The organism is Luteimonas mephitis DSM 12574 (assembly GCF_000422305.1).
Classification (GTDB): domain Bacteria; phylum Pseudomonadota; class Gammaproteobacteria; order Xanthomonadales; family Xanthomonadaceae; genus Luteimonas; species Luteimonas mephitis.
Map to the genome: position 1 here is coordinate 32,881 of NZ_AULN01000018.1, position 18,755 is coordinate 51,635.

Below are 18,755 nucleotides of genomic sequence, written 5' to 3' on the forward strand. Positions count from 1 at the left end.
GAAGGAACGATGAACCCGCAGGTGAGGACCCTGGCAGACATCGCGCCGCTGGCGCCCGAACTGCTGGTGATCCTCGGCGCGTTCGGCCTGCTGATGCTCGACCTGTTCCTGGAGGAGCGTCGCCGCATCGTCACCCATGTCGGCGCGATCGGCGTGCTGCTGGCCGCCGCGTGGATGGTCGCCGCGGGCACGGGCGGGCAGGGCGCGGTGATGCACGACATGTTCATCCGCGACGGCATCGCCGACGTGCTCAAGATCTCGCTGCTGCTGGTTTCGGCCACGGCGCTTGGCTACATGTGGACCTTCATGCGCGAGCGCGGCCTGTACAAGGGCGAGCTGCCGGTGCTGGTGCTGTTCGCGAACGTGGGCATGATGCTGCTGGTATCGGCCGGCAACCTGACCATGGTCTACGTGGGCCTGGAACTGCTGGCGCTCAGTTCGTACGCACTGGTGGCGATCGACCGCGACAGCCCGCTGTCGTCGGAAGCGGCGATGAAGTATTTCGTGCTGGGCGCGCTGGCCTCGGGCATGCTGCTGTACGGCATGTCGCTGCTGTACGGGGCCACGCACTCGCTGGACCTGGCGACGATCCATGCCGTCGCCGGCACGCTGGCCGGAGACGACCGCGTGCTGATGCTCACCGGCACGGTGTTCCTGGTCGTCGGCATCGCGTTCAAGTTCGGCGCGGCGCCGTTCCACATGTGGCTACCCGACACCTACCACGGCGCGCCCACGCCGATCACGCTGTTCATCGGTTCGGCACCGAAGCTTGCGGCGTTCGGCATGACCTACCGCCTGCTCGAAGCGGGGCTTGCCCCCGCGGGCGACCAGTGGCACCTGTTGCTGGCGGGGCTCGCGGCGCTGTCGCTGGTGATCGGCAACGTCGTCGCGATTGCGCAGACCAACCTCAAGCGCATGCTGGCGTATTCCACCGTCTCCCACGTCGGCTTCATTTTCCTCGGCTTTGCCGGCGGCGGCGCCGAGGGCTATGCGGCGGCGATGTTCTACGCGATCAGCTACGCGATCATGGCGGCCGCTGGCTTCGGCGCCATCGTGATGCTTTCGCGCAACGGCTTCGAGGCCGACCGCATCGACGACTTCAGGGGACTCAACGCGCGCAATCCGTGGATGGCGGCGCTGGTGCTGTGCGTCATGGCGTCGATGGCCGGCGTGCCGCCGTTCCTCGGCTTCTGGGCAAAGCTGGCGGTGCTGCGCGCGGCGATCCATGGCGACATGATGTGGCTGGCGATCGTCGGCATCGTGTTCGCGGTGATCGGCGCCTTCTACTACCTGCGCGTGATGAAGGTGATGTACTTCGACGAACCGGAGGGCGAACCGATCCAGGTCCGCCCCGGGCGCCCGCTGCAGGTGGTGTTCTCGATCAACGCGATCTCGCTGCTGGTACTGGGTTTCGCCTGGAGCCCGCTGATGGCGTGGTGCCAGCGCGCCTTCGGAGTCTAGCGCGGCGAAGCTGCGCAAGGGAATGCCGCGCGAAGCGCGCCAGATTTCCCTCCCCTTCAAGGGGAGGGCAAGGGTGGGGATGGGTTTCCGGGCCAGTAGTTGAGGCTGAACAGTCCACGCCCTTGGCTTGAGCCACGATGCTGAGAAACGGCGTGCGTGATCGGCACCACCCCCTCGGGCTGGACAACCACCCCACCCTTGCCCTCCCTTGAAGGGGCGTGAAACCGGACGCGCTTGCGCGCGACATCCTCAAGGGTTGCATTAAATTCCCGCAGTCACCATAATCCCGCTCCTGATGCGGGGTGGAGCAGTCTGGCAGCTCGTCGGGCTCATAACCCGAAGGTCGCAGGTTCAAATCCTGCCCCCGCTACCAGCTTTTCGCGGTCGACGAAAAGCCTCCACGGAGGCTTTTTTTGATGGCGGCAAGTCGGGCTTGATCGAGGCAGGCTTCATGCCTCGGTGCCGAAATCCAGTGGTATCGGACAAGGGGCCCAATGGGCCCCTTGTCGTTTTTGGGGCCCTTCCGCGACGAATCGTCATGCAGGCAGCAGGATCTTCACGGAACAGATGACCGACAAGGCAACCCAAATCGCGACGCTCCTCGCGCCGACCGTCCGCTCCCTCGGGGTGGAACTGCTCGGCATCGAGTACCTGCCGGCCCCCGGCAGCGCGGTGCTGCGCCTGTACATCGACGTCCCGGCCGATGCCGGCGACGGGCGCCAGGTCGGCATCGAGGATTGCGAAGCGGTCAGCCGCGAAGTGTCGGCGCAGCTCGACGTCGAGGATCCGATCAGCGGCAACTACACGCTGGAAGTGTCCTCGCCGGGCGTCGACCGGCCGCTGTTCGCGCCGGAACAGTTCGCGCGGTTCCTGGGCGAGCGCGCCAAGGTCGGTCTCAAGCTGCCGCAGGACGGGCGGCGCAGGCTGCAGGGCGTCATCGCCGCAGTCGACGGCGATCGCATCACCTTCGACGTCGACGGCGCGCCCGTGCAGGTCGGCTTCGACAACATCGACAAGGCGCGCCTGGTCCCGGACTGGGCGGCCATGGGCCTGGCGCCCGCGCAGGACAAGTCGGGGCGCGACGCGCGTCCGGGCAAGCAGGCCAAGAACAAACCCACAGACAAACGAACCAACAAGACGGCGGCGGCAAAACCGTCCCCCGCGGAGTGAGAAACAGATGAGCAAGGAACTGTTGCTGGTCGTGGATGCGGTTGCCAACGAAAAGGGCGTGCCGGAGTCCGTGATCCTCGAGGCGATCGAAGCGGCGCTGGCCACTGCGGCCAAGAAGCGCTATCTCGAGCAGGACGTGCTGACGCGCGTCGAGATCGATCCCAAGGACGGCAACTACCAGACCTATCGGCGCTGGGAAGTGGTGGCCGACGACGTGGTGATGGAGTCGCCCGACCGCCAGATCCGCCTGATGGATGCGCTCGACGAAAGCGAGGGCGCCGAGGTCGGCGACTACATCGAGGAACAGATCGACAACGTCGATTTCGGCCGCATCGCCGCCCAGGCCGCCAAGCAGGTGATCGTGCAGCGCGTGCGCGAGGCCGAGCGCGCGCAGGTCGTCGATGCATGGAAGGACCGCGTCGGCGAACTGGTGACCGGCATCGTCAAGCGCGTCGAGCGCGGCAACGTCTACGTCGACCTGGGCGGCAACGCCGAGGCGTTCATTCCCAAGGACAAGGCGATCCCGCGCGACATCGTGCGCGCAGGCGACCGCATCCGCGGCTACCTGTACGACGTGCGCACCGAGCCGCGCGGCCCGCAGCTGTTCATCAGCCGCGCCGCGCCGGAATTCATGATGGAACTGTTCAAGCTCGAAGTGCCGGAAGTCGGCCAGGGCCTGGTCGACATCAAGGCCTGCGCGCGCGACCCGGGCGACCGCGCCAAGATCGCCGTGCTTGCCTACGACAACCGCACCGACCCGATCGGCGCCTGCATCGGCATGCGCGGGTCGCGCGTGCAGGCGGTGTCGAACGAGCTCAACGGCGAGCGCGTGGACATCGTGCTGTGGTCGGACAACCCGGCGCAGTTCGTGATCAACGCGATGGCGCCGGCCGAAGTGCAGTCGATCGTGGTCGACGAGGACAAGCATTCGATGGACCTGGCCGTGGCCGAGGACCGCCTCGCGCAGGCGATCGGCAAGGGCGGCCAGAACGTGCGCCTGGCCAGCCGCCTGTCGGGCTGGCAGCTCAACGTGATGACCCAGGACCAGGTCGCCGAAAAGTCGGAGGCCGAGCAGGCCGCCGCGCGTGCGCTGTTCCAGGACAAGCTCGAGGTCGACGAGGAAATCGCCAACATCCTGGTCACCGAGGGCTTCAGCACGGTCGAGGAAATCGCCTATGTCCCGGTCGGCGAGCTGCTGGCCGTGGAGGGCTTCGACGAGGACATCGTCGAGGAGCTGCGTGCCCGCGCACGCGACGCGCTGCTCAACGACGCGCTCGCGGTCGAGGAAGAGCTCGACGAAAACGCGCCCGCCGACGACCTGCTGGCGCTGGAAGGCATGGACGAGGAGACGGCGTTCGCGCTGGCTTCCCACGGCGTGCGCACCAGCGAGGACCTGTCGGACCTGGGCGCGGACGAAGTGGTCGAGTTCGGCATCGAGGGCGTGGATGAATCACGCGCCGCGGCGCTGATCCTGGCCGCGCGTGCGGAGGAAATCGCGCGCCTGGAACGCGAAAGCTGACCGGGCGGAACCGGCAGGCGCATCGCGCTGCCGGCCACGTTCACCAATGCCCGGGCTTGGAGGCCCGGGATGGCATCCTGCGGGATGCCGGAGTCCGGCCATGGAGGGTGGCAGGAGAGGCAGGAGAGGCCGATCCGGCGGAAGGCAGCCACGACTGGCGCCACCCCGGGCCGTTTTCCCCACCGCAGTAGAATCGTTCCATCTTGCGCAGGGCCAAGGCCCCCGCCAAAGGACACGGAAACCGAATGTCGCAGCAAACCACCATCCGCAAGCTTGCCGCACTGGTGAATACACCGGTCGAAAAATTGCTGGAGCAGCTGGCCGAGGCCGGCATGAGCTTCAACGATCCGGACCAGGTCGTCACCAGCACCGAGAAGGTCAAGCTTCTGGGCTTCCTGCGCCGCACGCATGGCAAGGCCGACAGGCCTGCCGATGACGCGGTCGTGCCGAAGAAGATCACGCTCAACCGCAGCCGCAAGCAGGAATTGACGGTCGGCGGCGGCAAGAACCGCGCCACGGTCGATGTCGTCGTGCGCAAGAAGGTCACCCTGGTCAAACCGGGGCAGGGCGAGGCCGCGCCCGGTGCCACCGTGGCGGCCGGTGGCGACGACGAACGCGCCGAGATCCTGCGCAAGCTGGAGGAATCGCGCCTGCGCAACCTGACCGAGCAACAGCGCCTGGCCGAAGAGGACAAGCGCCGCGCCGAAGAGGCCGCCGAGCGCAAGCGCAAGGAAGAAGAGGAAGCCGCGCGCCTGCGTGCCGAGGCCGAACTCGTGGCTTCCGCGGCACCTGCCGAGGACGAAGCCGTTGCGCGCAAGCCGCATGGCCACGGCCATCCGAAGCCTGCCGCCCCGCGCGCCGATGATCGCGGCGGCCACAAGCACAAGACCCGCGGCTCGCACGCGATGGTCGCGGGCGTCGAGGACGACGAGAGCGCCGCGCGCTTCGCCGGCCAGCTGCACCTGAGCGCCGCCGATCGCGCGCGCCGCAGCACCGCGCGCCCCAAGTCGCGCTCCACGCGCCAGAACCGCGACCAGGCCCGCACCGGTACCGGGTTCAACCGGCCGACCGCGCCGGTCGTGCGCGAGGTGGCGATCGGTGAGGCGATCACCGTGGCCGACCTCGCCCAGAAGCTGGCGATGAAGGGCGGCGACGTGGTCAAGGCGCTGTTCAAGATGGGCGTCATGGCGACCATCACCCAGACCATCGACCACGACACCGCGGTGCTGGTCACCGAGGAGCTCGGCCATACCGCGGTGCGCGCCGACGCCGACGACGCCGAGACCGAGCTGCTGGCGCGCGTGGAAGACATGCAGGGCGACAAGGTCGTGCGTCCGCCGGTGGTCACGATCATGGGCCACGTCGACCACGGCAAGACCTCGCTGCTCGACTACATCCGCCGCACCAAGGTGGCCACCGGCGAGGCCGGCGGCATCACCCAGCACATCGGTGCGTACCACGTCAAAACCGGCAAGGGCGTCATCAGCTTCCTCGATACGCCAGGCCACTCGGCGTTTGCCTCGATGCGCGCGCGCGGCGCGAAGCTCACCGACATCGTGGTGCTGGTGGTCGCCGCCGACGATGGCGTGATGCCGCAGACGATCGAGGCCGTGCAGCATGCGCGCGCCGCGGGCGTGCCGCTGATCGTGGCGATCAACAAGATCGACAAGTCCGAAGCCGATCCTTCGCGGATCAAGAACGAACTGCTCGGTCAGGAAATCGTCGCCGAGGAATTCGGCGGCGACACCCAGATGGTCGAGCTTTCGGCGAAGACCGGACAGGGCGTGGACGCGCTGCTCGACGCGATCTCGCTGCAGGCCGAAGTGCTCGAACTCAAGGCCGTGCCCGAGGGTCGCGCCACCGGCGTGGTGATCGAATCCGCGCTCGACAAGGGCCGCGGCCCGGTCGCGACGGTGCTGGTGCAGCAGGGTTCGCTGCAGAAGGGCGACTACCTGGTCTGCGGCGTGCAGTACGGCCGCGTGCGCGCGCTGTTCGACGAGAACGGCAAGCAGGTGGCCAGCGCGGGTCCGTCGATCCCGGTGCAGGTGCTCGGCCTGTCCGGCGTGCCTGACGCGGGCGACGATTTCGTCGTCGTCGAGGACGAGCGCCTGGCCAAGGACGTTGCCCAGCAGCGCGATGCCAAGCGCCGCGAGACGCGCCTGGTGGGCCAGGCCGGCAACCGCATGGAAGACATCATGGCGCAGATGGGCGCGGGCGAGGCCCAGCTGAGCCTGCCGCTGATCATCAAGGCCGACGTGCAGGGCTCGGTGCAGGCGCTGCGCGAGGCGCTGACCGCGCTGTCGAACGAGCAGATCCGCATCAACGTGCTCGCCGCCGGCGTCGGCGGCATCACCGAGTCCGATGCGCAGCTGGCCGCGACCTCGAAGGCAACGCTGATCGGCTTCAACGTCCGCGCCGATGCCTCGGCGCGCAAGGTGATCGAGGGCAATGGCGTCGACCTGCGCTACTTCTCGATCATCTATGACGTGATCGACCAGGTGAAGCAGGTCGCATCCGGCATCCTCGGCGTCGAGATCCGCGAAGAGATCATCGGTACCGCGGAAGTCCGCGACGTGTTCCGCAGCTCCAAGTTCGGCGCCGTCGCCGGCTGCATGGTGGTGGAGGGCGTGGTCAAGCGCCACAAGCCGATCCGCGTGCTGCGCGACAACACCGTCATCTTCGAGGGCGAGCTGGAATCGCTGCGCCGCTTCAAGGAGAACGTCGACGAAGTGCGCAACGGCACCGAGTGCGGCATCGGCGTGAAGCAGTACAACGACGTGCAGCCGGGCGACCAGATCGAGTGCTTCGAGCGCATCGAAGTGCAGCGCACGCTCTGATGCCGCAGAAGTCCTTCCACCGCACCGACCGCGTTTCAGCCCAGCTCCGCCGCGAGCTGGGCACCCTGGTGCGCGATGCCGTGGCCGAGCACGGCCTGCCGTCGGTCAGCGTGTCGGACGTCGAGGTCACGCGCGACCTGGCGCATGCCAAGGTGTTCGTGACCGCGCTTCAGTCCGAGCGTGCGCAGGAGGCGATGAAGGGGCTCAAGGCGGTCGCGCCGGAAGTCCGCTACCGGCTCGCGCGCGCCGTGAACCTGCGCCATGTGCCCGAGCTGCACTTCCACTACGACGATTCCGTCGACCGCGGCGAGCGCATCGACAACCTGCTGCGCGACCTGCCCGACAGCGGCGGCGACGGCTGAGCTGTCTTCATCAAGACTTTTGCAGGAGCGGCCCATGGCCGCGAGCTTTTCGCGTTCACCGCCAAGCAAGAGGTCGCGGCCATGGGCCGCTCCTGCGAGAGCGTGCGTACAGCGGCGTGCGCCGCGCCACGACCCTACAATGCCTCGATGAGCAAGCCGCCACGCACGCGATTCCGCAGCCTCGACGGCATCCTGCTGCTCGACAAGCCGCGCGGGCTGAGTTCCAACCAGGCGCTGCAGCGCGTGCGGCACCTGTTCCGAGCGCAGAAAGCCGGCCACACCGGCAGCCTTGATCCGCTGGCCACCGGCTTGTTGCCGGTCTGCTTCGGCGAGGCGACCAAGATCGCCGGCGGCCTGCTGGGCGCACGCAAGGCCTACGATGCGGTCGCGCGGCTTGGCATCGTCACCGACACCGATGACGCCGACGGCCAGCCGCTGCGCGAGCGCCCGGTGCCCGCGTTGTCCATCGACACCATCGACGCCGCCCTGGGTGCGCTGACCGGGCGCATTCGCCAGCGCCCGCCGATCTATTCGGCGCTCAAGCGCGGCGGTGAGCCGCTGTATGCCAAGGCCCGCCGCGGCGAGGTCGTGGAAGTGGACGAGCGCGAGGTCGACGTGCATGCGTTCGAGCTGCGGGCCGCCGCCGACCTGCTCGATGACGGTGAACCGCTGCTGCGGCTGCACGTCGAATGCGGTTCGGGGACGTACGTGCGCAGCCTGGTGCGCGACCTGGGTGAGGCGCTCGGCTGCGGTGCGCACGTCGCCGAGCTGCGCCGGCTCTGGGTCGATCCTTTCCGCGAACCGAAGCTGTGGACGCTGGACGACCTGCAGGCGCTGGCCGGCCGCGGCGAGCGCGGCCTCGACGCTTGCCTGCTGCCGGTGGAGAGCGGCATGGCGTCGTGGCCGGAGGTGGAGGTCGATGCGGCCCAGGCAGGCCGACTGTCCCACGGGCAGGGCGTGTCCGGGGGGTTTCGGCCGGCCGGCGCCGTGGCGATCTTCGATCCGCGCGGTCGCGCGCTGGGGCTGGGCGAGGTCGATGGCGAGGGACGCCTGCGGCCGCAACGGCTGTTCAGCTGGGCCTGCGCCCAGCCCGGCACCCCGGCTGCCGATGCGCGCTGAACTTGTGGCCAGCGCCGCCAGGCGCTACAATTTTGCGGCTTTTTCAAGCACTTTCGCATCATCCATCCCGCAAACGGCGAGCCGAGCGGTGCGTGGACCATGCCGCCGGCATGGCGCCGCGTTCCTGCAAGCCACGCATCTACCCCGAGGCAGACACCAGATGTCCATCGACACCAGCACCATCATCAGCGAACACAAGCGCGGCGACAGCGACACCGGCTCGCCGGAAGTCCAGGTCGCCCTGCTCACCGCACGCATCGTGCACCTGACCGAGCACTTCAAGACCCACAAGCACGACCACCACAGCCGTCGTGGCCTGCTGAAGATGGTCAACCGCCGCCGCAGCCTGCTCGACTACCTGCACCGCAAGGACGTCGCGCGCTACAAGTCCCTCATCGAGAAGCTTGGCCTGCGCCGGTAACCCCGGACAACACCGCGGCGCAGCAATGCGCCGCGGTTCTTTTTTTTGGATCGCTTCGCGCGGTCCGCCCGGCGCGGGCAAGGGTCCGCCTCCGGTCCATCGCTAGAGTCATCCAAGGAATACAGACGTGGCAAAAGTTACCAAGAGCTTCCAGTACGGCAAACAGACGGTCACGATCGAGACCGGTGAGATCGCCCGCCAGGCCGGCGGCGCCGTCATGGTGTCGTGCGACGGCACCGTGCTGCTGGTCAGCGCCGTGGCCAACAAGACCGCGCGCGAGGGGCAGGACTTCTTCCCGCTCACCGTCGACTACCAGGAGAAGTTCTACGCGGGCGGCCGCATCCCGGGCGGCTTCTTCAAGCGCGAAGGCCGCGCGACCGAGAAGGAAACCCTGATCTCGCGCCTGATCGACCGCCCGATCCGCCCGCTGTTCCCCGACGGCTTCCGCAACGAAGTGCAGATCATCGCCACCGTGATGTCGATGAACCCGGAAGTCGACGGCGACATCCTCGCCCTGATCGGCGCGTCCGCCGCGCTGTCGCTGTCCGGCGCGCCGTTCGACGGCCCGATCGGCGCGGCCAAGGTCGGTTACAAGGACGGCCAGTACCTGCTCAATCCCTCGAAGACCGAACTGGTCGACTCCAAGCTCGAACTGGTCGTCGCCGGTACCGCCAACGCGGTGCTGATGGTCGAGTCCGAAGCCCAGGAGCTGTCCGAGGACGTCATGCTCGGCGCGGTGATGTTCGGCCACCAGCAGATGCAGGTGGCGATCAACGCCATCAACGAACTGGTCGCCGAAGCCGGCAAGCCGAAGTGGGAATGGGCCGCCCCGGCTGCCGACGCCGGCATGGTCGCGGCGCTCAAGGCGGCGGTTGGCGATCGCCTCACCCAGGCTTTCGCGGTGCGCGACAAGCTCGAGCGCAAGGACGCCATTTCGGCGCTGAAGAAGGAAGTGATCGCCAGCCTCGCCGGGCAGATCGAAGCCAACGGCTGGAACCCGGCCGAAGTGTCCAAGGAGTTCGGCGAGCTCGAATACCACTCCATGCGCGACGCGGTGCTGGGCACCAAGGTCCGCATCGACGGCCGCGCGCTCGACACCGTGCGCCCGATCGCATCGAAGGTCAGCATCCTGCCGCGCGTGCACGGCTCGGCGCTGTTCACCCGCGGCGAGACCCAGGCGATCGTCGCGGTCACCCTGGGCACCGCGCGTGACGGCCAGGTCATCGATGCCGTCGGTGGCGAGTACAAGGACCACTTCCTGTTCCACTACAACTTCCCGCCCTATTCGGTCGGCGAAGCCGGTCGAATGATGGGTCCGAAGCGCCGCGAGATCGGCCACGGCCGCCTCGCCAAGCGCGGCGTGCTGGCGGTGATGCCGACGATGGAAGCTTTCCCGTACACCATCCGCGTCGTCTCGGAGATCACCGAGTCGAACGGCTCCTCGTCGATGGCGTCGGTCTGCGGTTCGTCGCTGGCGCTGATGGACGCGGGCGTGCCGATCAAGGCGCCGGTCGCGGGCATCGCGATGGGCCTGGTGAAGGAAGGCAACGACTTCGTCGTGCTGTCCGACATCCTCGGCGACGAGGATCACCTCGGCGACATGGACTTCAAGGTCGCCGGTACCTCGAACGGCATCTCGGCGCTGCAGATGGACATCAAGATCCAGGGCATCACCGAGGAAATCATGAAGGTCGCGCTGGCCCAGGCCAAGCAGGGCCGCCTGCACATCCTCGGCGAGATGGCCAATGCGCTGACCGCGCCGCGCCCGGAGCTTTCGGACTTCGCGCCGCGCCTGATCACCATCAAGATCCACCCCGACAAGATCCGCGAAGTGATCGGCAAGGGCGGTTCGGTGATCCAGGCGATCACCAAGGAAACCGGCACCCAGATCGACATCCAGGACGACGGCACCATCACCATCGCCTCGGTCGACGCCGCAGCCGGCAAGGCCGCCAAGGACCGCATCGAGCAGATCACCTCGGACGTCGAGCCGGGCCGCATCTACGAGGGCAAGGTGGTCAAGCTGATGGACTTCGGTGCGTTCGTCACCATTTCTCCCGGCAAGGACGGCCTGGTGCACGTGTCGCAGATCTCCAACGAGCGCGTCGAGAAGGTGTCCGACAAGCTCAAGGAAGGCGACGTGGTCAAGGTCAAGGTGCTGGAAGTCGACAAGCAGGGCCGCATCCGCCTGTCGATGAAGGCCGTGGAAGAAGGCGAGGGCGTGTCGGCCGAGTAAGCCACCGCGACATCGCTGCACGATACGAGAAAGCGGGCTTCGGCCCGCTTTTTCTATGATTTTCTCCCGACTGGGGAAGAAACACGCGTCCAGGTGACCGGGCGCCGGGTGCGAATGCCCTTGCGCGCGAATGTCTTCCGGCGCCGGCCTGCGGCCAACGCCTCATTGATTTCGCACCCAAGGGCATTCGCACCCGCGTTCCGACTTGCACGGCGGTTCAAGAGCAAAAGGCGAAGGGGGTTACGGCGACCCATTGAAACTGGCGTGAACGATCTGTCGTGCCGCCTGCTACAGTCGCCGCCATCGCAATCACGGAGTGCGGGCATGGCGGCCGGTGTACAGGAGCTTGAAATCTTCGTGCGCGAGGCGCTGCTGCGCGGGCAATCGCGCGAAGCCATTGCGCAGGCGCTGGCCGCGGCCGGCTGGACCGAAGCGCAGACGCGCGACGTGCTGTCGGCCTATGCCGATGTCGACTTTCCCGTGCCGGTGCCGCGTCCACGGGCCTCGCTGTCGGCGCGCGAGGCGTTCCTGTACCTGGTGCTGTTCGCCTCGCTGTACTACGCGGCCTTCCACGTCGGCAGCCTGCTGTTCGACCTGATCAACGCCGCCTTCCCGGATCCGGCTTCACGCGGCTACGGCCTGTTCGGCTCGTCGATGCGCTGGTCCACGGCCTCGGTGATCATCGCCTTCCCGGTCTTCGCGCTGCTCGCGCGGCACCTTGCGCGCGAGGTGGCGCGCCAGCCGATCAAGCGGCTCTCGCCGGTGCGCCGCTGGCTGACCTACCTGACCCTGTTCCTGGCTGCCATTGCGCTGATCTGCGACGTCACCACGCTGGTCTTCAACCTGCTGGGCGGCGAACTGAGCATCCGCTTCGTGCTCAAGGTGCTGGTGGTGGGGGTGATCGCCGGCAGCGTGTTCGGCTATTACCTGCGCGACCTGCGTCGTGAGGAAGTGGCGGCATGAATGGCCGGCCGGTCGGGACCTGGCTGCTGGTGCTGGCCGGGATCGTGGTCGTGGCGACGGTGGCCGGTGCCATCGTGGTGATGGGCTCGCCGGCCGAACAGCGGCGCATGCGCATCGACGAGCGGCGCGTGGACGACCTGCGGCGGATCGAAGCGGCAGTACGGCTCTACCATGGCGATGCGGACGCGTTGCCGGGCACGCTCGACGTGCTTGCTGCGCGGCCGGGCGTTGCCTTGGACGCCGCCGACCCGGAAACCGGATCGAGTTACGGGTACCGAAAAGCGGGAGGCGATGCGTTCGAACTGTGCGCGACCTTCGCCACCGATACCGCGGCCCGGAAGCCCGGCGAGCACTGGCAGGAGCCGCGCTGGGCGCATGGCGCCGGGCGGCACTGCTTCACGTTCCGCATCGAGGAACCGAAGGACTGAAGGATTGCGCGGGCGCTGGCCGCGCGGTGCCAGGCTTCGCCGATATATCACGATGTTGTATATTCCGCGTCCTTCACCGGGTGCGCGCATGGACAAGAAGCAATACATGGCCCTGTCGGAATTCCGGTTCCGGCTTGCACGGTTCCTCCACTTGAGCCAGGCAGCGGCGCGGGCGGAGGGAATCACGCCGGCGCAGTACCTGCTGCTGTTGCACCTGCATGGATTCCCCGGCCGCGCCTGGGCCACGGTCGGCGAGCTGGCCGAGCGCCTGCAGGCCAGCCACCAGGGCACGGTGGCTTTGGTGCAGCGCTGCGTCCGCAACGGCTTGGTTGCAAAGCGCCGCAGCGGCAGTGATGCCCGCTGCGTCGAGATCCGCCCGACGCCGCGCGCGCGGACGCTGGTGCGGCGGATCGCGAAATGCCACGCCGAGGCGCTGGCGCAGATGGACACGGTGTTCCGCGCCGCGAGCGCCGCGGGCGAAAGCGTCGGCCGCCGCGTTCCGCGCAAGAACGTGCGCACGGCCGATTAGGGGCAACGGCATGCACAAGCGCGATTTTTCCGGCAGCAACCGCCTGCTCCTGCTGTCCGCCTTCGCGGTGGTGATCGGGGGCCTGAGCACGCTCGGGGCGTGGCTGCTGCTGGCGATGATCAGGTTCTTCACCAACCTGTTCTTCTACCAGGCGTTCTCGCTGGCGCAGTCGTCGCCGGCCGACAACCGGCTTGGCGCGTGGGTGATCCTGGTGCCGGCGCTCGGCGGGCTGATCGTCGGGCTGATGGCGCGCTACGGCAGCGACAGGATCCGCGGCCACGGCATCCCCGAGGCGCTCGAAGCGATCCTGTTCGGCAAGAGCCAGATGTCGGCGAAGGTCGCGGTGCTCAAGCCGCTGTCGTCGGGCGTTGTGATCGGCAGCGGCGGGCCGTTCGGCGCCGAAGGCCCGGTGATCATGACCGGCGGCGCGGTGGCGTCGCTGCTGGCGCAGGCATTTCGCCTGACCTCGGCCGAACGCAAGGCGCTGCTGGTGGCCGGCGCCTGCGCGGGCATGACGGCGGTGTTCGGCACGCCGCTGGCGGCGATCCTGCTGGCGGTGGAACTGCTGCTGTTCGAACTGCGCCCGCGCAGCCTGCTGCCGGTGGCGCTGGCCTGCACGGTGGCCGGCTTCCTGCGGCCGCTATGGGCAGAACCAGGACCGCTGTTCGCGATGCAGACGCCGCACGCGGACACGATCGCGCTGGTGTCGTGCGTGGTCGCGGGGCTGGCCTGCGGAATGCTGTGCACCGCGATGAGCAGCATCCTGTACAAGGTCGAGGACGGCTTCGCACGCCTGCCGATCCACTGGATGTGGTGGCCGGCGCTTGGCGGGCTGGTGGTGGGCCTCGGCGGCTGGCTCGAGCCGCGCGCACTGGGCGTGGGCTACGACGTGATCGGCGACCTGCTGGCCAATCACCTCGCGCTGCAGGTGGTGGTGGCGCTGGTGCTGGTGAAGGCGGTGATCTGGGTGGTTGCGCTGGGGTCGGGTACGTCCGGCGGCATCCTTGCGCCGCTGCTGATGATCGGCGCGGGCCTTGGCTGCGTGCTCGGGCCGTGGCTGCCCGGCGGCGACGTGCGGCTGTGGGCGCTGGTGTGCATGGCCGCCACGCTGGGTGGCACGATGCGCGCGCCGCTGATGGCGGTGGTGTTCGCATTCGAGCTGACGTACGACACCAACGCACTGCTGCCGACGATCCTGGGCTGCGTGGTGGCCTATGGCTTCTCTGTGGTGGCGATGCCGCGCTCGATCCTGACCGAGAAGATCGCCCGCCGCGGCCTGCACGTGTACCGCGAGTACGGGGTTGATCCGCTGGAACGCCACTTCGTCAGCGAGGTGATGACCGGCGAAGTGGTTGCGATTCCCGCGGCCATGCCGGTGCCGGAAGTGCAGGCGCGCTACTTCGGCGCCGGCCAGAAGCATCGCGCGTATCCGGTGGTCGATGGCGAGCGCCTGGTCGGCATGATCGACCGCGACGACCTGCCGCCCGGCGTGGTGCAGGACGATGCGCAGCCCGTCGCCGAACTGCTGCAGGGCATCGCCGCGCCGCACGCGCTGGCCCAGGAAACCTGTCGCGCGGTCGCCTCGCGCATGGCCGCGCTGGGATTGCAGCGGCTGCCGGTGGTGGAATCGGCGCAATCACCGAAGCTGGTGGGCGTGGTCAGCCGCAGCGACCTGCTCAAGCCATCGCGGCAGCTGCACGAGGAGGAGTCGCGGCGCGAGCGCTTCCTGCGCCGATAGCGCATTCGCCGGCGGTGGACGAGGCCGTGCGGATATCCCGAAGTTGCCCGTGGCAGCGGGCAGCGGGAAGGTGGTCGTTCCGGGCATGGCGAGGACTCTGCCCCTGTTGCTCCGACGGGAAGCGGATTCCTCGCCATGCCGGGAAAGACTTGGCTGGGCGTCTCCAAGGCCACCGGCCGTGGCGACTGGACCAGTAGCGGGCCGGGCGTGTCAGCGGTGCCGGCAAAGGGATCCGCCGATGGCGGCGGTATCCTTGCAGTTGCGGAAAACGGCCGGCACTGCCGGCATCGAAGCGTGCGGAGCGCGAATCCATGAACGAAACCCTGTTGTTCACGGCGCTGGACATGGCGGGCACCTTCGCCTTCGCGATCAGCGGCGCGGTGGCCGCGCGGCAGAAGAACCTCGACCTGTTCGGCATCATCGCGATCGCCTACATGGTCGCCTGCGGCGGCGGCATCATCCGCGATGTCTGCATCGGCGCGATCCCGCCGGTGGGCCTGGCGGATTGGCGCTACCTGGCGCTGGCGCTGGTCGCATCCGCGCTGGTCATGGTCGCGTACCCGCTGGCGCAGCGGCTGGATCATCCGGTGCAGATGTTCGATGCGCTCGGGCTGAGCTTCTTCGCCGTGTTCGGCGCCCACAAGGCGCTCGAGCATGGCCACAACGTGCAGGTCGCGATCGTGCTTGGCGTGGTCAGTGCGGTCGGCGGCGGGGCGCTGCGCGACGTGCTGCTCAATCGCACGCCGCTGATCCTGCGCAAGGAAATCTACGCCTCCGCGGCGCTCGTCGCGGCGGTGGTGCAGGTGACGGGCGAGCGGCTGGCGCTGTCGATGGACTGGCTGCCGTGGCTCGGCATCGTCCTGTGCTTCGGGCTGCGCTATCTTGCGATGCGCTACCACTGGAACCTGCCGCGGTTCTCGCGGGACGAGTAGGCGCACGCGTGGGCCGGTGCGCTTGCATGCGGGCAGCGCGTCAGCGCCAGTCAGCGCCAGTCAGCGCCAGAAGGGGATGCGCCACGGGCGACCTGAAGCCGCATCGGTTTCGCCCGCGACGGCGCGCGCGACCTGCAGTTCATGCCGTCCGGGCGCAAGCGTGCGCACGTCGATCATTGCGGCCAGCGCCGGACGATCGGTCCGCGGGTCGCTGCCCAGGTCGTATCGCAGCGCGGCCAGCGGCTTGCCGTCCAGCGTGACGGCATGCAGCCGCTGCAGGCAATCGAGCAGCGAGGCTGCGCGCGCATCGCCTTCCAGTGATTGCGCCGCGGCGCAGGTTCTTCGCAGCGCGGCCGCATCGCTTCCGGGCTGGTAGGGCACCACCAGGCGCACGTAGGCCCGGCCTGCGATCGCGGAGTCGATGAAGGGAACGGCCGGGTCCCGCGCGGGATTGCGCTGGTCATCGTAATGCGCCGCATCGAGCATTCGCGAATCGTCGGAGAAGGCGGGAAACAGCGAATAGCTGCCGAGGTTCCGTGGATCCCGGTCGGCATGCATGGCGAACAAGATGGTGGCGCCGGCGACCAGGAAGATGCACATGGTCACCAGGTTGGCGCGGTGCTCGCCGCCATGGCTCGACAGCAGCGAGAACGTCGGATTCGACGCACGCTGCATGATTCCGATGCGGCCGTATGCGCCCAGCACGGCGGCAAGCAGGCGCTTGGCCATCCCGCCCTCGCGCAGGCGGTGGGCCAGGTGGCGGTCTGCCAGCATTGCGACGAGGACGGGCAGGAAGACCAGGGTCGTGCACCAGCCGAAGACGGCACCGACGTCCATCCGAATTTGCGTCAGCATGGCCAGGCCGATGACGAGGACGAAGACACAGGAAACGACCAGGGTGATCAGCAGCAGCGTCGAGGCGAGCGTGACACCGATCGAGAACACGATGGTCGCGCGGTTGTCGGCGCGTTCGATGGTCGCATCCCGGCCCTTGTAGAGCCGGGTCTCGATCTCGCGCTGCACCGGCCCCATCCGCAGCCGTTCCCAGCGGATGCCATCGGGAAAGACCGAGAACATGCCGACCCGCGCGATCCATTGCGCGCGCAGCAGCAGGTGCAGCGAGAACGTGGCCGCAAGGATCAGCGCCGCCGACTTCAGGTAGATGTAAACGAGCTTGAGCGGATCGGCCCAATCCTGGTCGAAGCGCGGGAGCAGGGCGAAGAAGCGGTCGTCCAGCCATTCGGGCAATTGCAGCATCGCGAATACCGCCACGCCGGAGATCAGCAGTTCGACTTCCCAGGTCGGCGTGGTGTGGCGTGGCAGGCGGGAAGCGGCGTCGCCCGCCGGTGGCGATGGTTCGGTCATCGTGTTCCCCCGATCGAGCGCGCAGGCTGGCAAAGCGTCCGGCGAGATGCAAGCGCTGTGCGGCAACGCCCGTGCAGGAATCCGCCAGCGCGTGATTGCGTGCTGGCGTGGCGAGGCTGGGGGAGCCGGCGGTGCGCCCGGGAGCTGGAGTCAGCGTGCCCGGCGGACCAGCGTGCGGTCGACAGGCCCGCGCCTTTGCCAGTCGGGCGCGGCGTTGCCGGCATCGCCGCGTACCGGCCGCAGCGATTCGCCGTAGGCCGGTTGCGGGATGTCGGGCAGCCGCGCGGCGGGCAGCGTTGCGGTCGCCATCGCCGCACCCGCGTACTGCGGCGCCATGTCGCTGCCCTGCACGATGCCCAGTGGCGAGTAGCCGGCGTAGCCCGGGAACACCGCGCCCAGCCGGTTGTTGCCCATGCGCCGGATCAGCAGTTCCGACAGTACGCGGCGGAAGTCGGTGGTGACCGGGACGTCGCCGAAGTAGGGCGAGAGGATCTCGGGGTCCAGCCCCTTCCAGCTGCCGTACAGCTTGCGCCCGTTGACTGCGCCGCCGAACACCAGCAGCGGATTGCCGTAGCCGTGGTCGGTGCCGCGGCTGCCGTTCTGGCGCACGCGGCGGCCGAACTCGGACTGCACCACCACCGTCACCCGGCCGATCTCGCCGCCGGCCTTGAGTTCGCCGTAGAACGCGGCCAGGGCCTGCGACAGCTCCGCGATCCGGTCCTGGTAGTAGTGGTAACCGGCGCCCGCCGTGCCCTGGCCGTCGTGGGTATCCCAGCCGCCGAGGTCGACCGCTGCGTAACGCATGCCGAGGTTGAAGCGCACCGACTGCGCCACCGTCCACAGCTGTCGCGCGAACGTGCCGGTCGGCCAGCTTGCCGGCAGGTCGCCGTACGGCTGCCCGGCGATCACGCGCAGCGAAGCATCGGCCGCACGGCCCGCGCCTTCCAGCCCGGTCCTGCCTTTCCACAGGGTGGCGAGCGTTTCGTTCACGCCCTTGAGGCCGGCCGGCGAATCCTCGCGCGTGCGCTGCCACGCCCACGCGCCCGAGTTGAGCGCGAAGTCCGACGGGCTGCCCATCGTCAGCGCCTGGGTGGCGCCGAGCAGGTTGGTCGGCGTGCGGCTGTTGACCGCCAGCGCCGGCATGGTGACGCTGCCCGGCGCGCCGGGCTGCGATTCCCACGCGCGGGTGATCCAGCCGCTGCCGATGCCGTGCTGGCCGGGCGTGCCGAGGTCGAGATAGAGCTGGGCGTCGAAATGGCTGCGCGTGACCGTGGTCAGCAGGCCGCAGCCGTGGACGATCGCGAGTTTGCCGTCGGTCCAGATGTCGCGCAGCCCGGTGGCCGAGGGATGCAGGCCGAAGCCGGTGGCGGCGCCGCTGGCGAGCGTGAGCGGCAGCGCGCCGTAGGTGCCCGACGCGGCGATCGACAGGTCCGGGCGCGCTTCCTCGTAGAAGACGCGGTCGTTGCCCGACACCGGCGGTACCAGGTTCAACCCGTCGAGGCCGCCGCGCAGGAACACGTGCACGATGGTGTCGTAGGGATTGGCTGCGGCGTGCGCGGGGTCGGAGAACAGCAGCGAAGGCCCGGCGACGGCGCCGACCGCGGCGGTCGCGCAGCAGCCCTTGAGGAATTCACGGCGGTCGAGGAGCAGGCGGTCCTTGGATGAGCTTGGCATG

The 18,755-nt window shown here is 68.4% G+C and carries 15 protein-coding genes and 1 tRNA gene; 14 read left to right on the forward strand and 2 right to left on the reverse strand.

The genetic code is table 11. The features are described from left to right. Positions 1–9 precede the first annotated feature (9 nt). The 14 genes from nuoN (at position 10) to H570_RS0108190 (ending at position 15,715) form a co-directional block, all read left to right on the forward strand. Positions 10–1,461, forward strand: a complete 1,452-nt coding sequence (nuoN, locus tag H570_RS0108125; protein ID WP_156899913.1) for an NADH-quinone oxidoreductase subunit NuoN — start codon at positions 10–12, stop codon at positions 1,459–1,461. Between the two features lie 296 nt (positions 1,462–1,757). Beyond that, positions 1,758–1,834: transfer RNA gene (locus H570_RS0108130), tRNA-Met, on the forward strand. Positions 1,835–2,028: 194 nt separating this feature from the next. Continuing rightward, on the forward strand, positions 2,029–2,631 hold the full coding sequence (rimP, locus tag H570_RS0108135; RefSeq protein ID WP_027080298.1) for a ribosome maturation factor RimP: 603 nt from the start codon (positions 2,029–2,031) through the stop codon (positions 2,629–2,631). A gap of 7 nt (positions 2,632–2,638) precedes the next feature. Continuing rightward, entirely contained in the window at positions 2,639–4,150 is a 1,512-nt protein-coding gene (nusA, locus tag H570_RS0108140; RefSeq protein WP_027080299.1) for a transcription termination factor NusA, read from the forward strand. Positions 4,151–4,395: 245 nt separating this feature from the next. Next, positions 4,396–6,987 (forward strand): translation initiation factor IF-2, encoded by a 2,592-nt coding sequence (gene infB / locus H570_RS0108145; RefSeq protein ID WP_027080300.1) that lies wholly within the window; start codon positions 4,396–4,398, stop codon positions 6,985–6,987. Beyond that, positions 6,987–7,349: a 30S ribosome-binding factor RbfA gene (gene rbfA / locus H570_RS0108150; RefSeq protein ID WP_027080301.1), complete on the forward strand. Its 363-nt coding sequence runs from the start codon at positions 6,987–6,989 to the stop codon at positions 7,347–7,349. The genes infB and rbfA overlap by 1 nt, the downstream gene beginning before the upstream one ends. 147 nt (positions 7,350–7,496) lie before the next feature. After that, positions 7,497–8,468, forward strand: coding sequence for a tRNA pseudouridine(55) synthase TruB (truB, locus tag H570_RS16900; RefSeq protein WP_036135641.1), 972 nt, complete (start codon positions 7,497–7,499; stop codon positions 8,466–8,468). 160 nt (positions 8,469–8,628) lie between these two features. Continuing rightward, positions 8,629–8,889 carry a 30S ribosomal protein S15 gene (rpsO, locus tag H570_RS0108160; RefSeq protein ID WP_027080302.1) on the forward strand — a complete coding sequence of 87 codons (261 nt, stop codon included), beginning with the start codon at positions 8,629–8,631 and terminating at the stop codon, positions 8,887–8,889. Between the two features lie 127 nt (positions 8,890–9,016). Next, positions 9,017–11,125 carry a polyribonucleotide nucleotidyltransferase gene (gene pnp, locus H570_RS0108165; RefSeq protein WP_027080303.1) on the forward strand — a complete coding sequence of 703 codons (2,109 nt, stop codon included), beginning with the start codon at positions 9,017–9,019 and terminating at the stop codon, positions 11,123–11,125. A 324-nt stretch (positions 11,126–11,449) separates the two neighbouring features. Then, positions 11,450–12,088 (forward strand): DUF5671 domain-containing protein, encoded by a 639-nt coding sequence (locus H570_RS0108170; RefSeq protein WP_027080304.1) that lies wholly within the window; start codon positions 11,450–11,452, stop codon positions 12,086–12,088. Next, a complete protein-coding gene (locus H570_RS0108175; protein WP_027080305.1) occupies positions 12,085–12,516 on the forward strand; it encodes a hypothetical protein in 432 nt (143 codons plus the stop codon). The genes H570_RS0108170 and H570_RS0108175 overlap by 4 nt, the downstream gene beginning before the upstream one ends. Before the next feature lie 88 nt (positions 12,517–12,604). Next, on the forward strand, positions 12,605–13,045 hold the full coding sequence (locus H570_RS16905) for a MarR family winged helix-turn-helix transcriptional regulator (protein WP_084499964.1): 441 nt from the start codon (positions 12,605–12,607) through the stop codon (positions 13,043–13,045). Positions 13,046–13,055: 10 nt separating this feature from the next. After that, positions 13,056–14,783, forward strand: coding sequence for a chloride channel protein (locus H570_RS16910; protein ID WP_036135645.1), 1,728 nt, complete (start codon positions 13,056–13,058; stop codon positions 14,781–14,783). Between the two features lie 311 nt (positions 14,784–15,094). After that, complete coding sequence (locus H570_RS0108190) at positions 15,095–15,715, forward strand: trimeric intracellular cation channel family protein (RefSeq protein ID WP_027080306.1); 621 nt, start codon at positions 15,095–15,097, stop codon at positions 15,713–15,715. Between the two features lie 60 nt (positions 15,716–15,775). Here the strand turns inward: H570_RS0108190 and H570_RS0108195 are convergent, their stop codons facing one another. Together H570_RS0108195 and H570_RS16915 are read right to left on the reverse strand one after the other, a co-directional pair. Beyond that, positions 15,776–17,080 carry a hypothetical protein gene (locus H570_RS0108195; RefSeq protein WP_027080307.1) on the reverse strand — a complete coding sequence of 435 codons (1,305 nt, stop codon included), beginning with the start codon at positions 17,078–17,080 and terminating at the stop codon, positions 15,776–15,778. Positions 17,081–17,230: 150 nt separating this feature from the next. Beyond that, positions 17,231–18,754, reverse strand: coding sequence for a DUF1501 domain-containing protein (locus H570_RS16915; protein WP_051176236.1), 1,524 nt, complete (start codon positions 18,752–18,754; stop codon positions 17,231–17,233). Position 18,755: the final 1 nt, after the last annotated feature.